Annotated in this window: 17 protein-coding genes; 7 read left to right on the top strand and 10 right to left on the bottom strand. The window is 67.7% G+C overall.

All coding sequences use genetic code 11. The annotated features are described in order from the left end of the window. Positions 1 to 86 precede the first annotated feature (86 nt). The 7 genes from BM43_RS11535 to BM43_RS40315 all read right to left on the bottom strand — a co-directional run bounded on the left by BM43_RS11535 (position 87) and on the right by BM43_RS40315 (position 6,527). Positions 87 to 983, bottom strand: a complete 897-nt coding sequence (locus tag BM43_RS11535; protein WP_013691251.1) for a DMT family transporter — start codon at positions 981 to 983, stop codon at positions 87 to 89. 49 nt (positions 984 to 1,032) lie between these two features. Next, positions 1,033 to 2,055, bottom strand: a complete 1,023-nt coding sequence (locus tag BM43_RS11540; protein ID WP_036055491.1) for a threonine/serine dehydratase — start codon at positions 2,053 to 2,055, stop codon at positions 1,033 to 1,035. 19 nt (positions 2,056 to 2,074) lie between these two features. Next, positions 2,075 to 3,184: a DUF2817 domain-containing protein gene (locus BM43_RS11545; RefSeq protein ID WP_230676465.1), complete on the bottom strand. Its 1,110-nt coding sequence runs from the start codon at positions 3,182 to 3,184 to the stop codon at positions 2,075 to 2,077. Continuing rightward, entirely contained in the window at positions 3,184 to 3,897 is a 714-nt protein-coding gene (locus BM43_RS11550) for a hypothetical protein (RefSeq protein WP_025097820.1), read from the bottom strand. Before BM43_RS11550 ends, BM43_RS11545 begins: the two co-directional genes overlap by 1 nt. Positions 3,898 to 3,900: 3 nt before the next feature. After that, positions 3,901 to 4,632: an N-acyl amino acid synthase FeeM domain-containing protein gene (locus BM43_RS11555; protein WP_036055490.1), complete on the bottom strand. Its 732-nt coding sequence runs from the start codon at positions 4,630 to 4,632 to the stop codon at positions 3,901 to 3,903. 306 nt (positions 4,633 to 4,938) lie between these two features. After that, the gene (locus tag BM43_RS11560; RefSeq protein WP_226284752.1) at positions 4,939 to 5,604 is read right to left on the bottom strand and encodes an iron-containing redox enzyme family protein; all 666 of its coding nucleotides are present in this window, start codon (positions 5,602 to 5,604) and stop codon (positions 4,939 to 4,941) included. A gap of 383 nt (positions 5,605 to 5,987) precedes the next feature. Beyond that, complete coding sequence (locus tag BM43_RS40315; RefSeq protein ID WP_144417647.1) at positions 5,988 to 6,527, bottom strand: hypothetical protein; 540 nt, start codon at positions 6,525 to 6,527, stop codon at positions 5,988 to 5,990. Between the two features lie 413 nt (positions 6,528 to 6,940). Here BM43_RS40315 and BM43_RS11565 point away from each other — a divergent pair, with 413 nt between their 5' ends. From BM43_RS11565 to BM43_RS11575, 3 genes are all read left to right on the top strand, one after another. Further along, the gene (locus BM43_RS11565) at positions 6,941 to 9,301 is read left to right on the top strand and encodes an alkaline phosphatase family protein (protein WP_036055488.1); all 2,361 of its coding nucleotides are present in this window, start codon (positions 6,941 to 6,943) and stop codon (positions 9,299 to 9,301) included. A gap of 200 nt (positions 9,302 to 9,501) precedes the next feature. Further along, on the top strand, positions 9,502 to 10,968 hold the full coding sequence (locus BM43_RS11570; RefSeq protein WP_036055487.1) for a cytochrome-c peroxidase: 1,467 nt from the start codon (positions 9,502 to 9,504) through the stop codon (positions 10,966 to 10,968). Between the two features lie 82 nt (positions 10,969 to 11,050). Continuing rightward, a complete protein-coding gene (locus BM43_RS11575) occupies positions 11,051 to 11,701 on the top strand; it encodes a hypothetical protein (protein WP_013691259.1) in 651 nt (216 codons plus the stop codon). Positions 11,702 to 11,804: 103 nt separating this feature from the next. Here the strand turns inward: BM43_RS11575 and BM43_RS11580 are convergent, their stop codons facing one another. Further along, the gene (locus BM43_RS11580; protein WP_013691260.1) at positions 11,805 to 12,713 is read right to left on the bottom strand and encodes a 2OG-Fe(II) oxygenase; all 909 of its coding nucleotides are present in this window, start codon (positions 12,711 to 12,713) and stop codon (positions 11,805 to 11,807) included. 90 nt (positions 12,714 to 12,803) lie between these two features. Further along, on the bottom strand, positions 12,804 to 13,703 hold the full coding sequence (locus BM43_RS11585; RefSeq protein WP_036055486.1) for an NAD-dependent epimerase/dehydratase family protein: 900 nt from the start codon (positions 13,701 to 13,703) through the stop codon (positions 12,804 to 12,806). Between the two features lie 277 nt (positions 13,704 to 13,980). Here BM43_RS11585 and BM43_RS11590 point away from each other — a divergent pair, with 277 nt between their 5' ends. From BM43_RS11590 to BM43_RS11605, 4 genes are all read left to right on the top strand, one after another. Further along, positions 13,981 to 14,979 (top strand): ABC transporter permease, encoded by a 999-nt coding sequence (locus tag BM43_RS11590; RefSeq protein ID WP_013691262.1) that lies wholly within the window; start codon positions 13,981 to 13,983, stop codon positions 14,977 to 14,979. Between the two features lie 48 nt (positions 14,980 to 15,027). Next, positions 15,028 to 15,996, top strand: a complete 969-nt coding sequence (locus BM43_RS11595; protein ID WP_172535059.1) for a sugar-binding protein — start codon at positions 15,028 to 15,030, stop codon at positions 15,994 to 15,996. Between the two features lie 94 nt (positions 15,997 to 16,090). After that, positions 16,091 to 17,593, top strand: a complete 1,503-nt coding sequence (locus BM43_RS11600) for a sugar ABC transporter ATP-binding protein (protein WP_036055485.1) — start codon at positions 16,091 to 16,093, stop codon at positions 17,591 to 17,593. A gap of 45 nt (positions 17,594 to 17,638) precedes the next feature. Then, positions 17,639 to 18,316 carry an aspartate/glutamate racemase family protein gene (locus tag BM43_RS11605; RefSeq protein WP_036055484.1) on the top strand — a complete coding sequence of 226 codons (678 nt, stop codon included), beginning with the start codon at positions 17,639 to 17,641 and terminating at the stop codon, positions 18,314 to 18,316. On the opposite strand, the gene BM43_RS11610 is transcribed toward BM43_RS11605, so the two are convergent. Next, positions 18,302 to 19,084 carry a Crp/Fnr family transcriptional regulator gene (locus BM43_RS11610; protein ID WP_013691266.1) on the bottom strand — a complete coding sequence of 261 codons (783 nt, stop codon included), beginning with the start codon at positions 19,082 to 19,084 and terminating at the stop codon, positions 18,302 to 18,304. The genes BM43_RS11605 and BM43_RS11610 overlap by 15 nt on opposite strands. Positions 19,085 to 19,106 lie beyond the last annotated feature (22 nt).

The following is a 19,106-nucleotide window of genomic DNA, read 5'->3' on the forward strand; positions in this document are numbered from 1 at the left end:
GCGGCATCGTCGGTAGCCGGCCTCGCCGGGACGCCGTGCCAGGCCGGACATCGGGCCGGACGTCAGACCGAACACCAGGCCGCACATCAAGCCGAGCGTTTGCCGGTCAGCACCGACAGCTTGAGCACGCCGCTCGCCAGCATGGTGCCGAGGATCACCACCGCGCAGCCGAGGAACATGGTGGGCGTGATCGCCTCGCCGAGGAACAGCGAGCCCCACACCAGGCCGAAGATCGGCACCAGGAAGGTGACCGAGACCGCGCGCGCCGGCCCGGCGGTCGAGATCAGGTGGAAGTAGATGATGTAGGCGATGCCGGTGCAGGCCACGCCGAGCGCGATCACCGAGCCCCAGGCCAGCGCCGAGACGGGATGCGCGGGCCAGTACAGGAACATGAAGGGCAGCAGCACGATGGCCGCGCCGATCATGCTGCCGGTGGCGATCGCCAGCGAATCGACGCCGACCAGGAATTTCTTGGTGGCGTTGGCCGAGATGCCGTACAACAGGGTCGCGCCGAGCACGGCGAGCGGCGCAATCGCGCCGGCGCCGAACGAGCCGCCGCCCGTCAGGTCCTTCCAGACCAGGATCAGCACCCCCGCGAAACCGATGAACAGGCCCGCCACGCGCAGCCCGCTCAGGCGGTCGCCGATCCACAGGAAGGCGACGATGGCGGCCCACAGCGGCGTGGTCGCGTTGATCACCGAGGTGATCCCGGCCGGCAGCGTCAGCTCGGCATAGGCGAACAGGCAGAACGGCAGCGCCTGATTCAGCACCCCGATCACGAACAGCGGCAGCAGCTTGCCGGACATGCGGTGGAAACCGCGCCGGGAGGCCAGCACGATCGCGAGGAACACCGCCGCGATCAGGATCCGCACCGCCATCAGCGGCACCGGCCCGAACTCGGGCGCGCCGACGCGAATGAACAGGAAGGAGGCGCCCCAGAGGGCGGCGAGCGTCAACAACAGCGTGAAATTACGGGCGTTCATGTCTTGGCTTGGGGAGGGTGGCCGGCAAACGTTTGTGTAGGAAGGAAAATCAGGGCCGTGCCTCGGCGGGTTCGCCGCGAATCCTGGCGGGATCGGTGTTCGCGCCGCAGACGATCACGGCGACGCGCTCGTCGCGCGCCGGCACGTAGCGTCCCGACAGCAGCGCGGCGAAGGCGGTCGCGCCGCCCGGCTCGGCCACCAGCCGCAGCTCGCGCCAGAAGGCGCGCTGCGCGGCGACGATCTCGGCATCCTCGACCGTCAGCATGCGCGCCACGCGCGGCGCGATCACATTGAAGGTATGGCGGCCGGCGCGGCGCGCGCCGAGCGAATCGGCGGCCACGCCGCCGACCGTCACGTCCACCGGCTCACCCGCCTCGAGCGCGGCACCCACCGCGCGCGCCGTGACCGGCTCGACGCCGATCACGCGGGTGGCCGTGCCGGCATACCAGGCGCATACGCCGGCCAGCAGGCTGCCGCCGCCCGCAGCAACCAGCACAGTGTCGGGCGCGCCGGCCTGCTGGTCGAGTTCGAGCGCGACCGTGCCCTGCCCCTCGATCAACTCGGGTTCGTCGAAGGCGTGGATGGACAGCGCGCCGGTCTCGCGCGCATGCCGCTCGCTGGCGGCCAGCGCCTCGCCGTAGTTGGCACCGCTCACCATCACCTCGCCGCCGAGCTCGCGGATCTGCCGCAGCTTTTCCGGCGGCGTCAGCGTCGGCACGAACACCTGGGCGGCAAAGCCGAGCGTGCTGGCCGCATGCGCGACCGCGATGCCGTGGTTGCCGCCCGAAGCCGCCACCACGGTGCGCGAGCCGTTCACGTCGCCGCGCGCGAGCAGGCGATTGAATACGCCGCGCGGCTTGTAGGAGCCGGTGTGCTGGCAGGTCTCGAGCTTCAGCGCGAGGTCGAAATCGAAGCCGAAGCTGCCGGCGGCCAACTGCAGCACCGGCGTGCGCCGCACGCGCGCGGCGATGCGCGCATGGGCGGCCGCGATGCGCGCGCGCCAGTCGCCGAGCGGCGCCGGATCGTAGAGGGCGAGACCTTGGTCCCGCCCGGCGCCACGCTTCATGTCCATCGCCTGCTTCTCCTTGCCCTCAGGCACTTTCGTCGGCCAGCACGCGGCCGGTCACGCCGGCCAGCGCCGCGCGCAGCACGCGCAGGCCGCCGCTCAGCACGGACTCGCGCCAATCGTCGCGCGGCACGTCGAAGAACGCGCGCAGGGCGGCACGCGCCCGCGCGGCGGCCGGCGAATCGCCATAGGGATCGTTGCGCCAGGCCACCGCCTCGGCGCGCAGCGCAGCCACCGCGTCCGGCACCGGGTGGGTGCCGAACTCGAGCGCGATCGAGGTCAGCGAGCGGCCGAACAGCCAGCGCCGCCAGGCATCGTAGAGCGTGCCGTCGAGGTCGTTCGAGACCGCGCCGCCGGCGCGCGGCGCGCCGAGCGCCGGCCCGAACCAGGCCTGGGCGCGCGCCAGCGCGGCCGAGCCCGGCAGGTCGAACGATACCGGCTGCCCCTCGCCGTAAGGCCCGAGCCCGGTGTGCAGGTCGACCAGCGCGATATCGGCGGCATGGCCGAGGTTCTCGCGCACCAGCTCGCCGATCAGCCGCGCGCTCCAGGTCGCCTCGTTGCCGCCGTAGAACAGCCCGTCCGGATGTCGATACTGGCCGCGCGAGAGCGCTTCCTGGAACGCGGCGATACCGTGGCGCCCGGTGAAGTCGCGCAGTGACGCGTCGGCGCGCACGCGCGCCACCGGATCGTCGTCGCCGGTCAGCAGGGCGTCGTGCAGCGCGTCGTAGCCGTCGTTGCTCGGGCGCGCCGCATTCCAGTCGATGAAGTTGCGGTTCAGGTCGACGTTGTCCTCGTTGACGCGCCGATGCCAGGCGAAGCCGAACGGATTGAGCGCATGCACCAGCATCACCGCCGCGTCGCAAGGCAGCTCGCCCGCGTCCTCGCCGGCCAGCCAGGCGCACTGGATCGCCGAGCCCGCGTAACCCTCCACGCCATGCGTGCCCGATACCACCACCAGCACGCGCGAGGCGGCGGCCGGCCCGAGCCAGGCCACGTCGGTGGTCAGCGTGACGCCGTCCGGACCGCGCGCGGGGTTGCGCACCTGGGCGAGCCGCGCGCCGCGACGCGCCGCCGCCTCGCGAAAGCGCGCGCGCGCCGCCTCGTAGCTGTCGGAGAACATCTCGCCGGCCTTCATCACGCCGCCAGTTCGATGCCCGTGGCGCGATGCCAGTCGACCGTCAGGCCGAGCGAGCTCATCTCGCTGTCGAAGCGCGCCACCGCGCGCTCGCGGAAGTCGGGGTAGAGCACGCCGTGACGGATGCCGGTATCGAGCAGCCCGGAGATGTCGCGCCAGAGGTAGGGATGGATATGGTCGCGATACCAGTCGCAATGGACCTGGGCGCGCACGCGCTCCTCCGGGTTCTCCTCGAACATGCGCTCCAGCACCTTCTTGCCAAAGGCGAGATGGGTCGCTTCCTCGCGCGCGATCTGGCGGAACGAGGGGAAGATGTCGGGACGCGTCTCGCTCATCTCGGCCAGTTCCTCCATCGCGAGCACGCCCTCGGCATAGACGTTCAGGCCGATCAGCACCTCGAGCTCGTCATCGCTCTCGAACAGCTTGTCGAAGCGGTTGTCGATGTCCTTCAGGCGATAGCGCTCGATCAGCGCGTCGTCCCATTGCAGGCCCAGGTGGCGCACGCCTTCCTTGAAGAAGTTCGAGTGGGAGACCTCGTCGTGCGCGTGATGCACCAGGTAGAACTTCTCGCGCAGGTCGTCGCGGCGCGGGATCCACTTCGCGCACAGGTCGATGATCTCGAGCTCGGAGAAGTAGAAGTTGACGTTGACCGTCAGGATCAGGTCGAGCAGTTCCTGGCCGCCCTGGTCGAGAATTTTCTTGTAGAGTTCCATGCGTCAATCTCCTTGGCCGCGCTTGAGCAGGTAGCGGGCAAAGCGTGACTTGTCGGCACGCAGCGCCTGGGTGGTGATGTCGAGCAGCGAGCAGAGCAGCGCCACGCTGGGCGTCTCGCTGGCAAGCTCGCTGTCGTGAAACGATGCGCCGAGCCGCTGGGCGCCCATCTGCAGGAAGGCGTGCAGGGGGCTTTCGCGACTGTCGGAAAAGGCGTCGATGACCAGCGTGGTGTTGAAGCCGCCGACCAGGTAGCGCTTGACCACGGCCTTGAACAACAGTCCCGACAGGCCATACGGCGCGCTGTCGAAACGACGCCGGCGCCAGGCGGGATCGACGATCAGCCGCTGCGGCTCGACCAGTTGCGTATAGCGCTTGAGCGGGCCGAGCGGGAAGAACCGCTCGATCGGCAGGCCGACGCGCGAATCGCCCACCACGCGCACCGTCGCGATCATGATTTCCGCCGCGCCGGCGTGCTGCCGGACGAACACCGCCAGATAGTCGCCGCTGGCGTGATAGTCGTCCTCCACGGCATGCACGTCGTCCTCGACCTCGAGCAAGCCGCGCTCGGCGCCGTAGACGCGTTGCCACAAACCACCCACTTCGTGCATCGACTGCGGATCGTCGCGATCCAGCGTGCGTACCGTGAACTGCGGGAAGGCATCGGATGGCGCCAGCCCGGGGGGGGCCCAGGCTGGCGCAAGCGCTTCCACGACGGTCGATTCATCTTCCGGCATAGGCAGTACTCTCGTTTTCCGAGGGCTGGCGCCGCTCGGGTTCTCTCAGGTTCGGAGGCTGGTGCCCCTCGCTCTTGCCGCGGGTTTTGCCCGTCGGCGCTCTCTCAGGTTCAGGGGCTTTTCGCCCTCTCGGGGGCTTTTCGCCCCTCGTTGCTGTCGCGTCGGGATCGTGATCCCTCGGCTTCCTCGGAATGCGGGAGTCATGGCTCCCTGGCTGTTATTCGGTACCACGCAATGGATGCACGGCGATCGCATGCGCTCGCGCTGGGGCCGGCGGCACGTGCCGGCCCGGGTGCCGCGCCGCGATCAGCGGTATTCGACGTAGTGGAGCGAGTCGTCCCACATGCGCTTGTAGAAGGTTCCCGCCACGTAGGAGGCATGTGCCATCCAGCGCACTTCCTCCTCGTTGAGCGGCGAACGATCGATGATGTCCCACAGCTCGACCACGTGTTCCTTGTCGGTCTCGCCGTGCGAGAAGAAGAAGCTCAGGTTCTCGTGCTTGAGCGGCGTCTTTTCCAGCACCAGCTTGCCGAACCAGGCGCCGTAGCGCTGGCCGATCCCTTCCAGCACGATCGAGCTGGCCAGGCGCGTGCCCGGCATATGCAGCGCGTTGTGCACGTTGAAGGCCACGTAGGCCATCGCCGAGGGTTGCGGCAGCAGCGTCTTCGGATCCGGGCCCTGGTAGCCGGTGGAATAGAGATCGTCGAGGATCCACTTGTAGTGCGGGATTTCCTCGTGCGCATGCGCCACCAGGTATTCGCGCAGTTCGGTCAGGCGCGTCGGGCAATTGGCGGCGGCCGCCGCGAACGACATCGAGCCCTGGTAGATCTGGTAGAACAACGTCAGCAGCAGGTGCTGGTAATCGGTCACGCTCCACTTGCCCGCGTCGAGCGCGCTGAACACACGGTTGCCGGCGAATTCCTCGATCGCCCGGTTCGCCGCCTGACGAACCGCCTTGTAATCGACTGACACCAATCGCGACTCCGCTTGCTTGAAGGTTCATCCACCGGCGGGCTGGGGCCCGCGCCGGGCGGCTTTCGTTTCGTCTCGATTGTCAATCGTCTCGCGAATCGAAAAGAATCGGAAGGTCGATTAATAAATCGATATAAATCTGACGTCGGAGGGCAGATTACCAATGCGAAACAAAGGGAACAAGCTAGATTTTTTTCGGCAGCTTTAGATTGGCTAAAGCTCGATTGCCGCGTGCCGGTGCGGCGCCGGCCCGGCACCATACGCCGGAGATGTCCGTCTGGCGGGGCGCGGCGGCCGGCGCACCGGTCAATGGCACCGGTACCGGCGATGGATGCGAAGAATCGGCCTCGAATCCGATTTAATCAATGAATAAGCCGCTTGTTTCAAGCTTGAAAGCTGCGATCGCAGAGAAAGACAAGCGCTGGAATTGGTTTCAGGCCGGATATCATTAAAATATTTTTCGGCATTATGCAAAGAATCGCTTTGATGGCGCAAGTGGCGATCCGCGATTGCCGCGCGGCGAGCATCGACGCCGGCCGGCATTCATCACTTCGAACTGCTGATCCAGCATGCGGGCCGCGCGGCAGCGCTCGATATCGAGGATCGCGAGATGCCGGGCCGGCACGATCGACACCGATCGATCGGCAAGCGCTCGCGAACGAGACGCCGGGCGGGCGGGAAAAATCCGCCCGGGCAGCACGAGGACGACCCGGCGGCCTCGCCTCGTCCATCGCCCCGCCGCTGCCGCGATCGCCTCGATCCGTGCCGCAACCGGCACGCGTCAACCCCGAACGTAATCGTCCGTAATCTGATTCTTTGCTTTTCTCGCGAAAAATTACAGGCTCGATTTGATTCGCGCCCCGGCCTAAACAACTTTCAAAAATCACACCACGATCATTAACAATAGCTTTCCATTTCGACATCTTTCCTCATACTCCACGCCGCGCTCGATCGCCCTGCCCGGCGCCCACCGAGGCGATCGTCCCATGCGACGGCCCCTGGAAATCCGAAAAAACCCCTGGAAATTCAGCATCACCGAGCGTTTTCCGCGCCCGCCACGGTACCCGCGGCCGCCCTCATCGATACCGGAAGCCTCATCGCCACAATGGAAAGCACTTCGTAATAAGCCGCATCTTCACATCATTTCAAACCTTACGATCCATATGATGGTTTTATTGCTTTTTTATTAAAAAATGGCCGAATAGTCAGAATTCCCCGGCGATCCCTGTCACGAAAACGTAAATAGCCCGCTCCAATAATTCGCCCCGACAAAAAGTTCACGGATCGGCTTTCGTGAGAACGCAAGAAGAACTCATCAACCCACAGGGACCCCAAAATGTCGGTTAGTTCAAAGCTACGCATTCCCCTCCTGCTGACCTCGATCGCGGCAGCCAGCATGCTGGTTGCCTGCGGCGGCGACGATGATTCGTCCTCCGCATCGAACGGCAACGGCGGCACCACCACCTCGACCAAGACGCTCACCGGCACCGTGGCCGCCTCGGCCCTCGTGCCGGGCGGCACCACCGGCGACCCGGTCATCAAGGCCGGCTACTACGCCGGCGCCACGGTGTGCCTCGACGTCAACGGCAACGGCAAGTGCGATGGCAGCGACCCGGTCGCCACCACCGACGCCAAGGGCCAGTTCACGCTGAAGGTCGCATCGAACGCCACCGGCCAACTGCTCGCCGACATCAGCACCAAGGCCACCAACACGGCCGCCGGCAGCGCCGTGGCCAGCCACCTGGTGCTGCGCGCCTCCGCCGCCCAGGTCGCCGACCAAGGCGCGAACATCGTCATCAGCCCGATGTCGAGCGAAGTGCAGCGCCTGGTCGAAGCCAACAACAGCAACTACGCCACCGAGAAGGCCAACCTCGCCACGCGCCTGAGCGGCGCCGGCGTGGCCAACGCGGCCTCGTCCGTCACGGTCCCGGCCGCCGACGTGCTCGCCGACGCCGGCAAGCTCTCGGGCGCCGAGCAGGCCGCGATCCTCTACGAGGACAACGCGCTGAGCAACCGCTACACCTACGCGACCACCAAGATCGATCGCGGCGACCTGTACCCGGACAACCTCGCGATTGCCGGCGGCGATCCCTCGCTGGCGAAGCTGCAGGGCATCAGCTCGGCCACGCTCGTGACGCCGACCCAGACGCAGGCGCCGATCACCTTCGCGCAGGCCCAGCAGGCCGCCTTCAACGTGGAAGGCATCCCGCGCTACGACGCCGTGTTCATCCTGATGCTCGAGAACCGCTCGATCGGGACCACCACGGGCGGCACGATCGGTATCGAAGGCTCGGGCGACGCGCCGTACATCGCCGGCAACCTCGACTTCAACACCGGCAAGTGGAACCAGGCGACCACCTACTACTCGACCGGCAACCCGTCCGAGCCGAACTACACGGCACTGGGCGGCGCGGACGACTGGGGCATCACCGACGACAACTGGTGGGGCTGCGGCGTCGACACGTCCTCGCTGACGGACGCCGCGTTCAAGGGCGGCACGGCATCGGACGGCCAGCCGCTGGTGGCGACGCCGGCCGGCACGCCGACCCAGACGAGCGCCTTGTCCAGCTTCGGCACCTGTCCTGCCGGCACGACGACGGCTGCGCACAACATCACGGCACCGAACCTGTTCACGCTGCTGACGAACTCGGGCCTGACCTGGCGTACCTACAGCGAGTCGATGAACCCGGGCCAGGACGTGCGTACCGACAGCATCGCCGACGCGGCGGTGGTGGCCGGCTACAACGGCGCGGCAGGCACCACGACCGCCGGCATCACCAGCCCGGCGATCGCGATGCCGAGCTCGCTGTACAAGACCAAGCACCACCCGGGCATGGCCTACCAGACCGCGCGTTCGCTGCCGGACTTCTTCGCCAGCAACCGCACGCTCTTCGGCACGCAGTACGCCAGCGCGATCCAGAACACCTCGGTGTACCCGGTCCCGCAGAACTACAACTTCGACCAGTTCAGCACCGACCTGGCGAACGGCGACGTGGGCGCGATCAACTTCATCGTGCCCGACCAGTGCGACGACATGCACGGCACGGGCAACGACCCGACCTGCAAGGGCGACAACCTGGTCAAGCGCGGCGACTCGTACGTCCAGCAGGTGGTGAGCAAGATCCAGGCATCGCCGATCTGGAACAACCCGAAGCGCCACGTGGCGATCGTCGTGATGTTCGACGAAGGCGAAGGCAGCTCGACCTCGTGCTGCGGCTGGAACCCGTCGCAGACCAGCAAGGCCGAGCCGCTCACGTTCGCCAACGGCACGTACACGCCGACGGTGACCACGGTCTACAACCACGGCAACCACGGCCACGGCAACTCGATCTTCGGCGTGATCACCAACCATGGTCCGCAGGGTATCCAGGATAGCGACGCGTACAGCCACTTCTCGCTGGTCCGCACGATGCAGGACATGTTCCAGCTCGCCGACCCGGCACCGGGCCAGGAGTTCACCTACCTCGCCCGCGCGAAGTACACGGAGAGCTTCATCGCGCAGAACATCCTGAACCTGCCGGAACTGGCAAGCAGCGCCGATACGCACTTCGACTCGGTCCGTCCGATGAACCATGCGTACATCACGCCTGCCGGCTACACGCAGAAGCTCAATCCGGCCGACATCATCGGCACGCAGGAAGCGAATCGCCAGCCGGGTCCGGACAAGACCCAGACCAACATCTGGGCGATCCAGTAAGTCCCGCGTCCGCGGGGAGGGGCCGGCCCGAACGGGCGGCCCCTCCCCGCTCCGAACGCTTGCGTAGTGAAGCCGGGCAGGCCCTTGGGCACGCCCGGCGATTTCGTTGATGACCCTGTCCGGCCACCCGGCACCGCGCCTCGCGCGACCGGCCGCGCCGAACGACAAACCGAATGCCTGACCAGAAGAAGATAACCGCCATGCGCACGCTATCTCTTGCATTGATCTGTGTACTTACCGCGCTGTTGGCTGCCTGCGGCGACGACTCGTCCGGCGGCGGCGCCTCCGGCTCGTCGGGCGCCTCGGCGCCGGCCGGCGGCAGCAGCGCCGCGGCCTCGACGCTGAGCCCCAAGGCGCAGCTCGGCGAGAAGATCTTCTTCGACAAGACCCTGTCGGGCAACAAGAACATGGCCTGCGCGAGCTGCCACGACCCGGCCTATGCCTACGGGCCGCCGAACAGCCTGTCGGTGCAGCTCGGCTCCGATCCGTCGCAGGCCGGCGTGCGCGCGGTGCCCTCGCTGCGCTACAAGTCGATGACGCCGCCCTACAACGACAATGCCGACAACCCGGACGGCGTCACGCAGAACGCGCCCGGCGGCGGCTTCATGTGGGACGGCCGCGCCACCTCGCTGGCGACCCAGGCGGGCCTGCCCCTGCTGAACCCGATCGAGATGAACAACAGCTCGCCGGACGCGGTGGTGAAGGCCGTGCAGAACGGCGCCTATGCCGCGCTGTTCCAGCAGGTCTACGGCAACGCGGTGTTCGGCGACACCACCAACGCCTTCAACGCGATCGGCGACGCGCTGCAGCAGTACCAGAACGAGGACGAATCCTTCGCGCCCTACTCGAGCAAGTTCGACCTCTACATCGGCAACAAGATCGGCGGCACGCTGACCGCCGCCGAGACGCGCGGCCTGCAACTGTTCAACGACACCAGCAAGGGCGCCGGCTGCGCGGCCTGCCACTACGTGGGCGCGAACTTCAACGGCTCGACCGGGCTGATGACGGACTTCACCTACCAGGCGATCGGCGCGCCGCGCAACGACACCTCGATCCCCGGCAACCCGAATCCGATCCCGGCCGACGCGGACGCGAGCTTCTTCGACATGGGCCTCTGCGGCCCCTACGCGACGCTGCACGTGCCCGGCACGGCATCGAGCGGCGCCGGCCCCGATTCGTTCACCGGCGTGAACGTGCCGGACCCGTATTGCGGCCGCTTCAAGGTGCCGACGCTGCGCAACGTGGCCACCCGCAACGCCTTCTTCCACAACGGCGTGTTCCACTCGCTGGTGCAGGTGGTGAACTTCTACAACACGCGCGATACCAACCCCGAGTACTGGTACCCGGCCACCGGCGGCACCGGCGCGCCCTCCAGCAACCCGAGCTTCGCGCTGCAGCCGACCTACCTCGCCGGCGCCACCGTCAACCGCTTCAACGACCTGCCGGCCGACTATCGCGGCAACATCGACGAGGAGCTGCCGATGGGCCAGGGCCAGACCGACGCGGGCGGCACCACCGCCGCCGACGGCGCCCAGGCGCGTAGCTTCCACTCGGCGCCGCAGCTCTCGCAGAAGGACATCGCCGACCTGGTCTGCTTCATGAAGACGCTCAGCGACGGCTACCAGGCGCCGGCCACCGCGCCGAGCTCCGGCGACTGCGTGAACTGAGCACCTCCTGTCGCCCGGCCCGCCCGCTCGATGCGCGGCGGGCCGGGCCGTTTTTCCCGACTTTCCGAACCGCTTGCCACTCATGATCCAACGTCTTTCCGCCGCCCTGCTCGCCGTGATGCTGTCCACCGCCGTCCACGCCAGCCCCAGCCCCCAGGACGCCAGCCGCGAGAACTTCACGGCCGCCGTCAACGACTTCCTCGCCAAGCGCGGCCACCTCTGCCTGGGCAAGTACGACTGGCCGATCTACGTGACCGACGAGGACAAGGCCGGCCACAGCGCCGATTCGCTGCAACTGCCGGTGCTCGAGAAGCTCGGCATCGTGACGGGCAAGGACATGCTGGTGGACGGCCACGACCAGGGCAAGAAGCTGGTCGCGCATGCACGCCAGTACCAGTTGACGGCCGAAGGCCAGAAGTACTACCTGCACATTCCGGAAGTGACCGCGACCGCGATGACGCGCGTCACGCACCCGGCCGATTTCTGCGTGGCCACGCTCACGCTCGACAAGGTGGTGGGTTGGGAGAAGCCGGTGCAGCGCAACGGCGAGACCATGACCTCGGTGCTCTACACCTACAGGATCGATCCGGCGCCGTTCGCGAAGAACCCGGATTTCCTGCGCGTCTACCCGATGGTGCAGCGCGTGATCGAAGGCCAGGGCACGCAGCAGTTGCGTGAAGGCATGCATCTCACGCCGAAGGGCTGGGTCGCCGACGAGATCTTCCAGCGCTGAAGCCGGCCCCGCGGCGGCGGCAAGGCGGGCCAGCGCGCCCGCCTCCCGCTCCTGCACGCGCGGCCCGAGCCTGCCGCGCGAGGCTGGCGGCGCAGGCGCCGCCTTACTTCATGCCCGGCTCGGCCGCGTCGATGCGGGGCACGAAGCGCCGCGTGCGGATCCACTTGGTGGCCACCCACTTGTCGCCCGAACCGATCGGCGAACTCGCATGCAGCGAGGCCGGGTCGGAACGCCCGCTGCCGTTGCCGTACTCGAAATAGAAGGCCTGGCCGCGCCGCGGCACCACCGAGCAGCCGACCTGCGGAAACAGCGTCTCGCCGCCGCTCTCGACATCGTTCAGGTACATCAGCAGGGTGCCGACGCGCTGCCCGCTGCGCGCGATCGATTCGGCATTGGCCGGGTTGCCCGGCACGAGGTAGTCGACGTGCGGCGTCGATTCGGCGCCGGCCTCGTAATGCAGCATCTGCAGGCCCTCGCCGTTCTCGACCGGGAAGCCGGTCAGCGCGGCGATGCGCTGCTCGATGCGCGAGATCAGCGGAGTTTCGCCGAGGCGGAAGAACATGCCGTCGCTGCTGCGATGGCCGGCCACGATGTTGCGGCCGGTGACCGGATCGACCACCGTCGAGCGGTTCAGGCGCGGGCGCGCCAGCTCGATCAACTGCCTGCATTCGCCCGCGCTGAGGAAACCGTCGAGCAGCACCGCGGCGGGCCGTTGCAGGCGCAACAGCACGCGTGTCTCGTGCTGGCCGAGCCGGATCAGCGGCCCGGCCGGCACCCGTAGCGCGGCGGGCTCGTAGCCGGCCCGCGCGCCGCCCACCTCCAGCTTGTCCGCGGGCAGCGGCGTGCCGTACATCAGCGCGGCGGTGACCGCCTCGACCATCGCGGCCGCCACCTCGGGCGCGCTCTGGTGCCCGACCAGCTCCTTGACGAGCGCCTGCGCGTCGACACCGCGCGTCAGGTTCTGCAGGATCCAGTCGCGCACCGGCGCGGGAAAATCAACCGTGATCGACATCGTCGGAAGGGGCGAGGGCTCGCCCGTAAAAAGTGTCGAGATTACGACAGCTTGTTGTCACGACGATGACGGCGGCACGGCCCGGGCCGCTCAGGCGAAGCGCTTCACTTCCTCGCGCCATTGATGCTGCTGGCGCCAGCCGAGCAGGCGCTTGAGCTTCTCGTTGCTCAGCAGCGTCTCGAACTCGCCGATCGGCCGCTTGACCGGCACGCCGGGGTAATAGCGCTCCAGCAGCACGCGGCTCGGCAGGTCCGAGGACACGTCGTCGGCCGCCACGTTCATGATCTCGAAGCCGAGCCCGTCGGTCTCGATCGCGAGCCGGCAGGCCTCGGCCAGGTCGCGCCCGTCGATATAGCTCCAGGCGATGCGCTTGCGCAGCGCCGGGTCCTTCAGCCAGCCCGGGAATTTCGCGTAGTCCTCGGGGTCGAGCACGTTGCCGATCCGGAAGCAGTAAATGTCGGCGCCGGTGCGTGCCTGGAAGGCCTTGGCGGTCACCTCGTTGACCACCTTCGAGGTCGCGTAGCTGTCCATCGGATCGACGGGGTAATCTTCGTCCAGCGGGAAATAGGCCGGATCGCGGTGGCGATGGGCGAACACCACGCCGTAGGTGGTCTCGCTGGAGGCCAGGATCACCTTGCGGATCCCCAGCTTCGCGGCCGCGTCGAGGATGTTGTAGGTGCCCATCACGTTGATGCGGTACACCTCGTTGTCGGGGGTCACCATGATGCGGGGGATCGCGGCGAAGTGGACGATCGCGTCGATCGGCTTCGGCTCCAGGTCATCGGCGAACTCCACCGGCGCCGTGCTCGAGGCCAGCGCGTTGAACACCTGGCCGGCATCGGTGATGTCGGTGATCAGCGTGCGCGCGGTGCGCTTGGCCATCGGCACGCGATCCAGGTTCATCACCTCATGGCCGTGCTCGACCAGGTTCTCGACCACCCATTTCCCGGCCAGGCCGCTGCCGCCGGTCACTATCACGCGCTTCGTCATCTGATGCTCTCCTTCAGATCGGGGTCACATGGCGAGCGCCCACGCGTTCGCCGCTTCGCCAATCTTAGCGACGGAAGCCGCCGCGAATCTGTGACGTCCGTCATAGCCCGGCCCGGCTTGTCGGGATCGTGCGCGGCCTGGCACGCGTCTGGCGGCGCTCGCCTCCGGGACAACCCCGATCCGCTTGTATGACGGGCGTCACAGTTTCCCGTTCGGACCTGCTCGTATGCTTGCCGCATCGACGAACGACAGCCGTGCACGATCCAGGAGACCCGCGTTGAAAGCCATTCCCAGCCACCTCGACACCCATCGCGAAGCGCGCCTGCCGGCCCTGCTGCGCGCCTGCCTCGGGGTGCGCGAATTCAACATCCTCGCGGTGCTGATCGCGGTCGGCGTGCTGATCAGCCTGTTCTCGCCGTACTTCCTCACCACCAACAACCTGATGGGCGTGTTCCGCTCCTTCTCGCTCACGGCCATCATGGCGATCGGCATGATGCTGGTGATCGTGACGGGCGGCATCGACCTGTCGGTCGGCTCGGTGATGGGGCTGTCCTCGCTGGTCACCGCGCTGGCCTTCCAGCACGGCCTGGGCAGCCTCGCGGCGGTGGCGGCGGGACTGGTGACGGGCATGCTGGCCGGCGCCGTGAACGGCCTGCTGGTGACGCGCATCGAGCTGCCGCCCTTCATCGCCACGCTCGGCACGCTCAGCATCGGCCGCGGCCTGATGTACATCATCACCAAGGGCGTGCCGGTCACGCCGGACGTGCCCGACGGCTTCACCTTCCTCGGCCAGGGCTACCTCGGCTTCATTCCGTTCCCGGTGATCGTGATGGCCGCGCTGGCCGCCTGCTTCGCCGTGATCATGCGCCGGACCCGCTTCGGCCGGCACGTCTACGCCACCGGCGGCAACGAGACGGCCGCGCACCTGAGCGGCGTGCGCACGCGGCGCGTCAAGTTCCTGGTCTACCTGCTGTCGGGCACCATCGCCGCGCTGGCCGGCGTGATCAGCTTCTCGCGCTTCGTGTCGGCCGAGCCGGCCGCCGGCTTCGGCGCCGAGCTCGACGTGATCGCGGCCGCCGCGATCGGCGGCGCCAGCCTGTCGGGCGGCATCGGCAGCGTGGAAGGCGCGGTGATCGGCGCCGCGCTGGCCGGCATCATCGCCAACGGCGTGGTGCTGCTCAACATCGATACCTACGCACAACAAACCATCACCGGCTGCGTGATCCTGATCGCGGTCAGCATCGATATCTGGCGGCTGCGCCGCAAGGCGCGATGAGTTCGGTCGCGCATCCCTGAACGTCCCTTCCCTCCTTCTCGACACACCATGAGCAAATCCGGTCTGCTTCGCACCACCCTGGCCAAGGGCCTGGGCATCCTCCTCGCGGCTTCCGCGCTGGGCGGCCTGGCCGCGCAGGCGGCCGCGGCCAAGGATGCGAAATCCATCTCGATCGCCGTGATCCCGAAGGTCGCCGTGCCCTTCTTCGACGACTGCAACACCGGCGCCAAGGGCGCGGCCGACAAGCTCGGCGTGCAGTACCAGTGGGTGGTGCCGCAGAACACCCAGGGCTCGACCCAGGTGCGCATCATCGAGGACCTGATGGCGCGCCACGTCGACGGCATCGCGATCTCGGTGAACGAGCCGAAGTCGGTCGAGAGCGTGATCCGCCAGGCGCAGCGCAACGGCATCAAGGTGCTGACCTACGATTCGGATTCGCCCAACAGCGGGCGCTCGATGTACATCGGCACCAGCAATGTCGCGGCCGGCGCGACCATGGCGGCCACCATGGCGCGCGCGATCGGCAGCAGCGGCGAGGTGGCGATCATCACCGGCCAGCTCGGCGCCGTGAACCTCAACGAGCGCATCGCCGGCATCAAGCAGGAGTTGGCCAAGTATCCCGGCATCAGGATCGTCGAGACGCAGGGCACCGACGACGATCTCGCGCGCGGCGTCTCGGTGGTCGAGACCACGCTGCGCGCCCATCCGCAGCTGAAAGGCATCTTCGGCGTCAGCCAGGTGGGCGGCCCGGCCGTCGCCAAGGTGCTGGCCACGCGCGAGTTCGGCGCGCAGAAGGGCAAGCTCGAGGTACTGGCCTTCGACGACCTGCCCGATACCGTCAAGGGCGTGAAGGATGGCCTGATCCAGGGGATCATCGTGCAGCGGCCGGTGACCATGGGCCGCCTCGCGGTCGAGCACCTGTATGCGCAGATACAAGGCACCGAGGCCGGCGCCAAGGACATCGACACGGGCGTGACGGTGGTGACCAGGGACAACCTCGGCAGCTACAGCAAATGAGCCCGATGCGAGCTCACGGGCAGCCGGGAAACACGAGGCACGCGGCGCGGGCGGCGGCCCGTGCCCGCCGCGAGCGCCTGGCGCGAGGCAGCCGATGACACCCTACCTCGAAGTCAGCCGGATCTCGAAGACCTTCCCCGGCGTGCGCGCGCTCGACCAGGTGAGCCTGCACGTCTCGCGCGGCGAGGTGCTGGCGCTGGCCGGGGAGAACGGCGCCGGCAAGAGCACCCTGATGAAGATCCTGACCGGCGTGCTGCAGCCCGACGCGGGCGGCACGATCGCCGTCGAGGGCCGCCCGGTGGTGCTGGCCGACAGCCATCATGCGCGCGCGCTGGGCATCGGCATCATCTACCAGGAGCTGTCGGTGGTCGACAACCTGAGCATCGCCGAGAACATCTTCCTCGCCCGCGAACCGCTCAACCGCCTCGGCTTCGTCGATCGCGCGCGCATGAACCGCGAGGCGCGCGAGCTGCTGGCCGGCATCGGCATGACGATCGACCCGCGCCGGCTGGTGGGCGAGCTCAGCGTGGGCCAGAAGCAGATGGTGGAGATCGCCAAGGCCGTGTCCTGCCAGCCCCGCATCCTGATCATGGACGAGCCCACCGCCTCGCTGAGCCATCACGAGACGCGCCTGCTGCTCGAGCTGATCGCCAGGCTGCGCGCGCGGGAGATCGGCGTCGTCTACATCTCGCACCGGCTCGAGGAACTGTTCGAGCTGGCCGATCGCGTCACCGTGCTGCGCGACGGCAGCACGGTGGCCGACGCGCCGATGGCCGCGGTGGACCGGGCCTGGCTGGTGCGCAAGATGGTGGATCGCGAGCTGGACGAGCTCTACGCGAAATCGGCCTCGCACGCGACGCGCGAGGTGGTGCTCGAGGTCGAAGGCCTGTCGATGCGTTCGCGCAAGGGCGCGCCCGGCTGGGTGCGCGACGTGTCGTTTCGCGTGCATCGCGGCGAGATCCTCGGCATCGCCGGGCTGGTGGGCGCCGGGCGCACCGAGATCATGGAGATGATCTTCGGCATGCGCCCCGCCTCGGGCGAGGTTCGCGTGGCGGGCAGGCCCGTCGCGATCCGCGGCCCGCACGACGCGATCGCGCACGGCATCGGCTTCGCCACCGAGGATCGCAAGGGCCAGGGCCTGGTGGCCGGCATGAGCATCCGCGAGAACTTCAGCCTCACGCATCTCGAATCCTATTCGCCCTGGCAGTTCGTCAGGCATGCCGAGGAAGCGCGACGCTGCCGCGAGTTCGTGCGCGAGCTCGGCGTGAAGACGCCGTCGATCGAGCAGAAGGTAATCAACCTGAGCGGCGGCAACCAGCAGAAGGTGGTGCTGGCGAAATGGCTCGCGCGCCAGCCGCGCCTGTTGATCGTCGACGAGCCCACGCGCGGCATCGACATCGGCGCCAAGGCCGAGGTGCACGCCTTGCTGACGCGCCTGGCCGAACAGGGGGTGGCGATCATCGCGATCTCCTCGGACCTGCAGGAAGTGCTGGCCATCAGCGACCGGATCCTGGTGGTGCGCGAAGGCCGCGTGACCGGCGATTTCGCGCGCGACGAGGCCAGCCAGGAACGGGTGATGGCGGCCGCCACGGCCTGAGCCACGCACTCCGCATATCGACCATTCAAGGGAATCGCAGACAACATGACCACCATCGTCGTCATCCACACCGGCCCCGTCACGGTGCAGCCGCTCAAGGACCAGTTCAGGCAGCAGCTTCCCGACGCGCGCATGATCAACATCGTCGACGACAGCCTGCTCAACGACGTGCGCGCCGCCGGCCACCTGACGCCGGCCGTCACCGCGCGCCTCTATACCTACATGGCGAACGCCCAGGCCATGGGCGCCGACTACATCCTGAACGCCTGCTCCTCGGTGGGCGAGGCGGTGGACGTGCTGCGCGGCATGATCGACACGCCGATCGCGAAGATCGACGAGGCGATGGCCGACGAGGCCAGCCGCATCGGGCCGCGCATCGGCGTGCTGGCCACCGTGCCGACCACGCTCGAGCCGACCGTGCGCCTGATCCGCAAGAAGGCGCAGCAGGCCGCGCGCGAGGCGCGGGTGGTGGAACGCGTCGCGGAAGCCGCCTTCGAGGCGCTGCTGGCAGGCGACACCGTGGGCCACGACGCGATCCTCAAGCAGACCATCCTGGAACTGGCCGAGCAGGTGGACGTGATCGTGCTCGCGCAGGTGTCGATGGCGCGGCTGCAGCCTTCGCTCGGCACGCTGCGCGTGCCGGTGCTGTCCAGCGCCGCGAGCGGCGTGGCGGCGCTCAGGCAGGCGCTGGCCGGGCGCGAACGCGCCTCAAGCGTTGGCTGAGGTGGGCTTGATCTCGTCGCGATAGGCCGGCTTCGCCAGCGCGGCGCCGGCCGCGACCGGCGGCATGGCCGGCAGGTCCAGCTCGGGCAGGTGGCGCGAGACGAACAGCGGCGTGAGCACGATCTTGCGCTGGTGCGTGTCGACCAGGCCCTCGGCCTTCAGGTCGCTCAGGTGCCGGTTGACCGACTCGCGCGAGGTGCCGATGAAGTCCGCCAGCTTGTCCTGCGCGATCGGCAGGTCGATCAGCAGCGCGCCGCCGCTGCCCTCGTGGACGAAGGGGCTGCCGATCTGGCCGGCGAACATCGACAGGATGTTGACCAGGCGCTTGCGCACGTCGTGCAGCGAGAGGTTTTCGATCAGGCGCTGCGCCTCCTGCCAGCGCTGGTGGTGGCTGCGCAGCACGAAGCGGCTGATCACCGGGTAGCGATCGAGCAGGTCGCGGAAGTTCGCCTTGTTGATGTAGCAGATCCGGCAATCGGTGAGCGTCTGCGCGTAGTGCGAATAGCCGGCTTCGTTGAGCACGTCGCCGTCGCCGAAGATCATGCCGGCCTTGATGAAGGACAGCGTGATCTCCTGGCCGTCCTCGGTGATGCGGTAGAGCCGCAGGTGGCCGACCTTGAGCAGGTAGACGTAGTCGCTGCGTTCGTCGGGACGATAGACCACGGCGTTCTTGCGCAGCGCCCGATGATCGCTGAACGCGGGCATCACGTCTTCCAGGCAATTCTTTTCAATCAGCGAGAGAAGCTCGCTCTTTCCGACGAACCACATCGCATGTCTCCTTTCATGAGCG

This window comes from Burkholderia gladioli (assembly GCF_000959725.1).
GTDB classification, from domain to species: Bacteria; Pseudomonadota; Gammaproteobacteria; order Burkholderiales; family Burkholderiaceae; genus Burkholderia; species Burkholderia gladioli.

What these genes read in the sequence shown, in the direction of transcription:
- BM43_RS11540 (WP_036055491.1), bottom strand. Translation starts at nt 2,055, where the DNA reads ATGGACATGAAGCGTGGCGCCGGGCGGGACCAAGGTCTCGCCCTCTAC.
- BM43_RS11570 (WP_036055487.1), top strand. Translation starts at nt 9,502, where the DNA reads ATGCGCACGCTATCTCTTGCATTGATCTGTGTACTTACCGCGCTGTTG.
- BM43_RS11595 (WP_172535059.1), top strand. Translation starts at nt 15,028, where the DNA reads ATGAGCAAATCCGGTCTGCTTCGCACCACCCTGGCCAAGGGCCTGGGC.
- BM43_RS11575 (WP_013691259.1), top strand. Translation starts at nt 11,051, where the DNA reads ATGATCCAACGTCTTTCCGCCGCCCTGCTCGCCGTGATGCTGTCCACC.
- BM43_RS11600 (WP_036055485.1), top strand. Translation starts at nt 16,091, where the DNA reads ATGACACCCTACCTCGAAGTCAGCCGGATCTCGAAGACCTTCCCCGGC.
- BM43_RS11555 (WP_036055490.1), bottom strand. Translation starts at nt 4,632, where the DNA reads ATGCCGGAAGATGAATCGACCGTCGTGGAAGCGCTTGCGCCAGCCTGG.
- BM43_RS11580 (WP_013691260.1), bottom strand. Translation starts at nt 12,713, where the DNA reads ATGTCGATCACGGTTGATTTTCCCGCGCCGGTGCGCGACTGGATCCTG.
- BM43_RS11610 (WP_013691266.1), bottom strand. Translation starts at nt 19,084, where the DNA reads ATGTGGTTCGTCGGAAAGAGCGAGCTTCTCTCGCTGATTGAAAAGAAT.
- BM43_RS40315 (WP_144417647.1), bottom strand. Translation starts at nt 6,527, where the DNA reads ATGTCGAAATGGAAAGCTATTGTTAATGATCGTGGTGTGATTTTTGAA.
- BM43_RS11535 (WP_013691251.1), bottom strand. Translation starts at nt 983, where the DNA reads ATGAACGCCCGTAATTTCACGCTGTTGTTGACGCTCGCCGCCCTCTGG.
- BM43_RS11585 (WP_036055486.1), bottom strand. Translation starts at nt 13,703, where the DNA reads ATGACGAAGCGCGTGATAGTGACCGGCGGCAGCGGCCTGGCCGGGAAA.
- BM43_RS11565 (WP_036055488.1), top strand. Translation starts at nt 6,941, where the DNA reads ATGTCGGTTAGTTCAAAGCTACGCATTCCCCTCCTGCTGACCTCGATC.
- BM43_RS11545 (WP_230676465.1), bottom strand. Translation starts at nt 3,184, where the DNA reads ATGAAGGCCGGCGAGATGTTCTCCGACAGCTACGAGGCGGCGCGCGCG.
- BM43_RS11605 (WP_036055484.1), top strand. Translation starts at nt 17,639, where the DNA reads ATGACCACCATCGTCGTCATCCACACCGGCCCCGTCACGGTGCAGCCG.
- BM43_RS11550 (WP_025097820.1), bottom strand. Translation starts at nt 3,897, where the DNA reads ATGGAACTCTACAAGAAAATTCTCGACCAGGGCGGCCAGGAACTGCTC.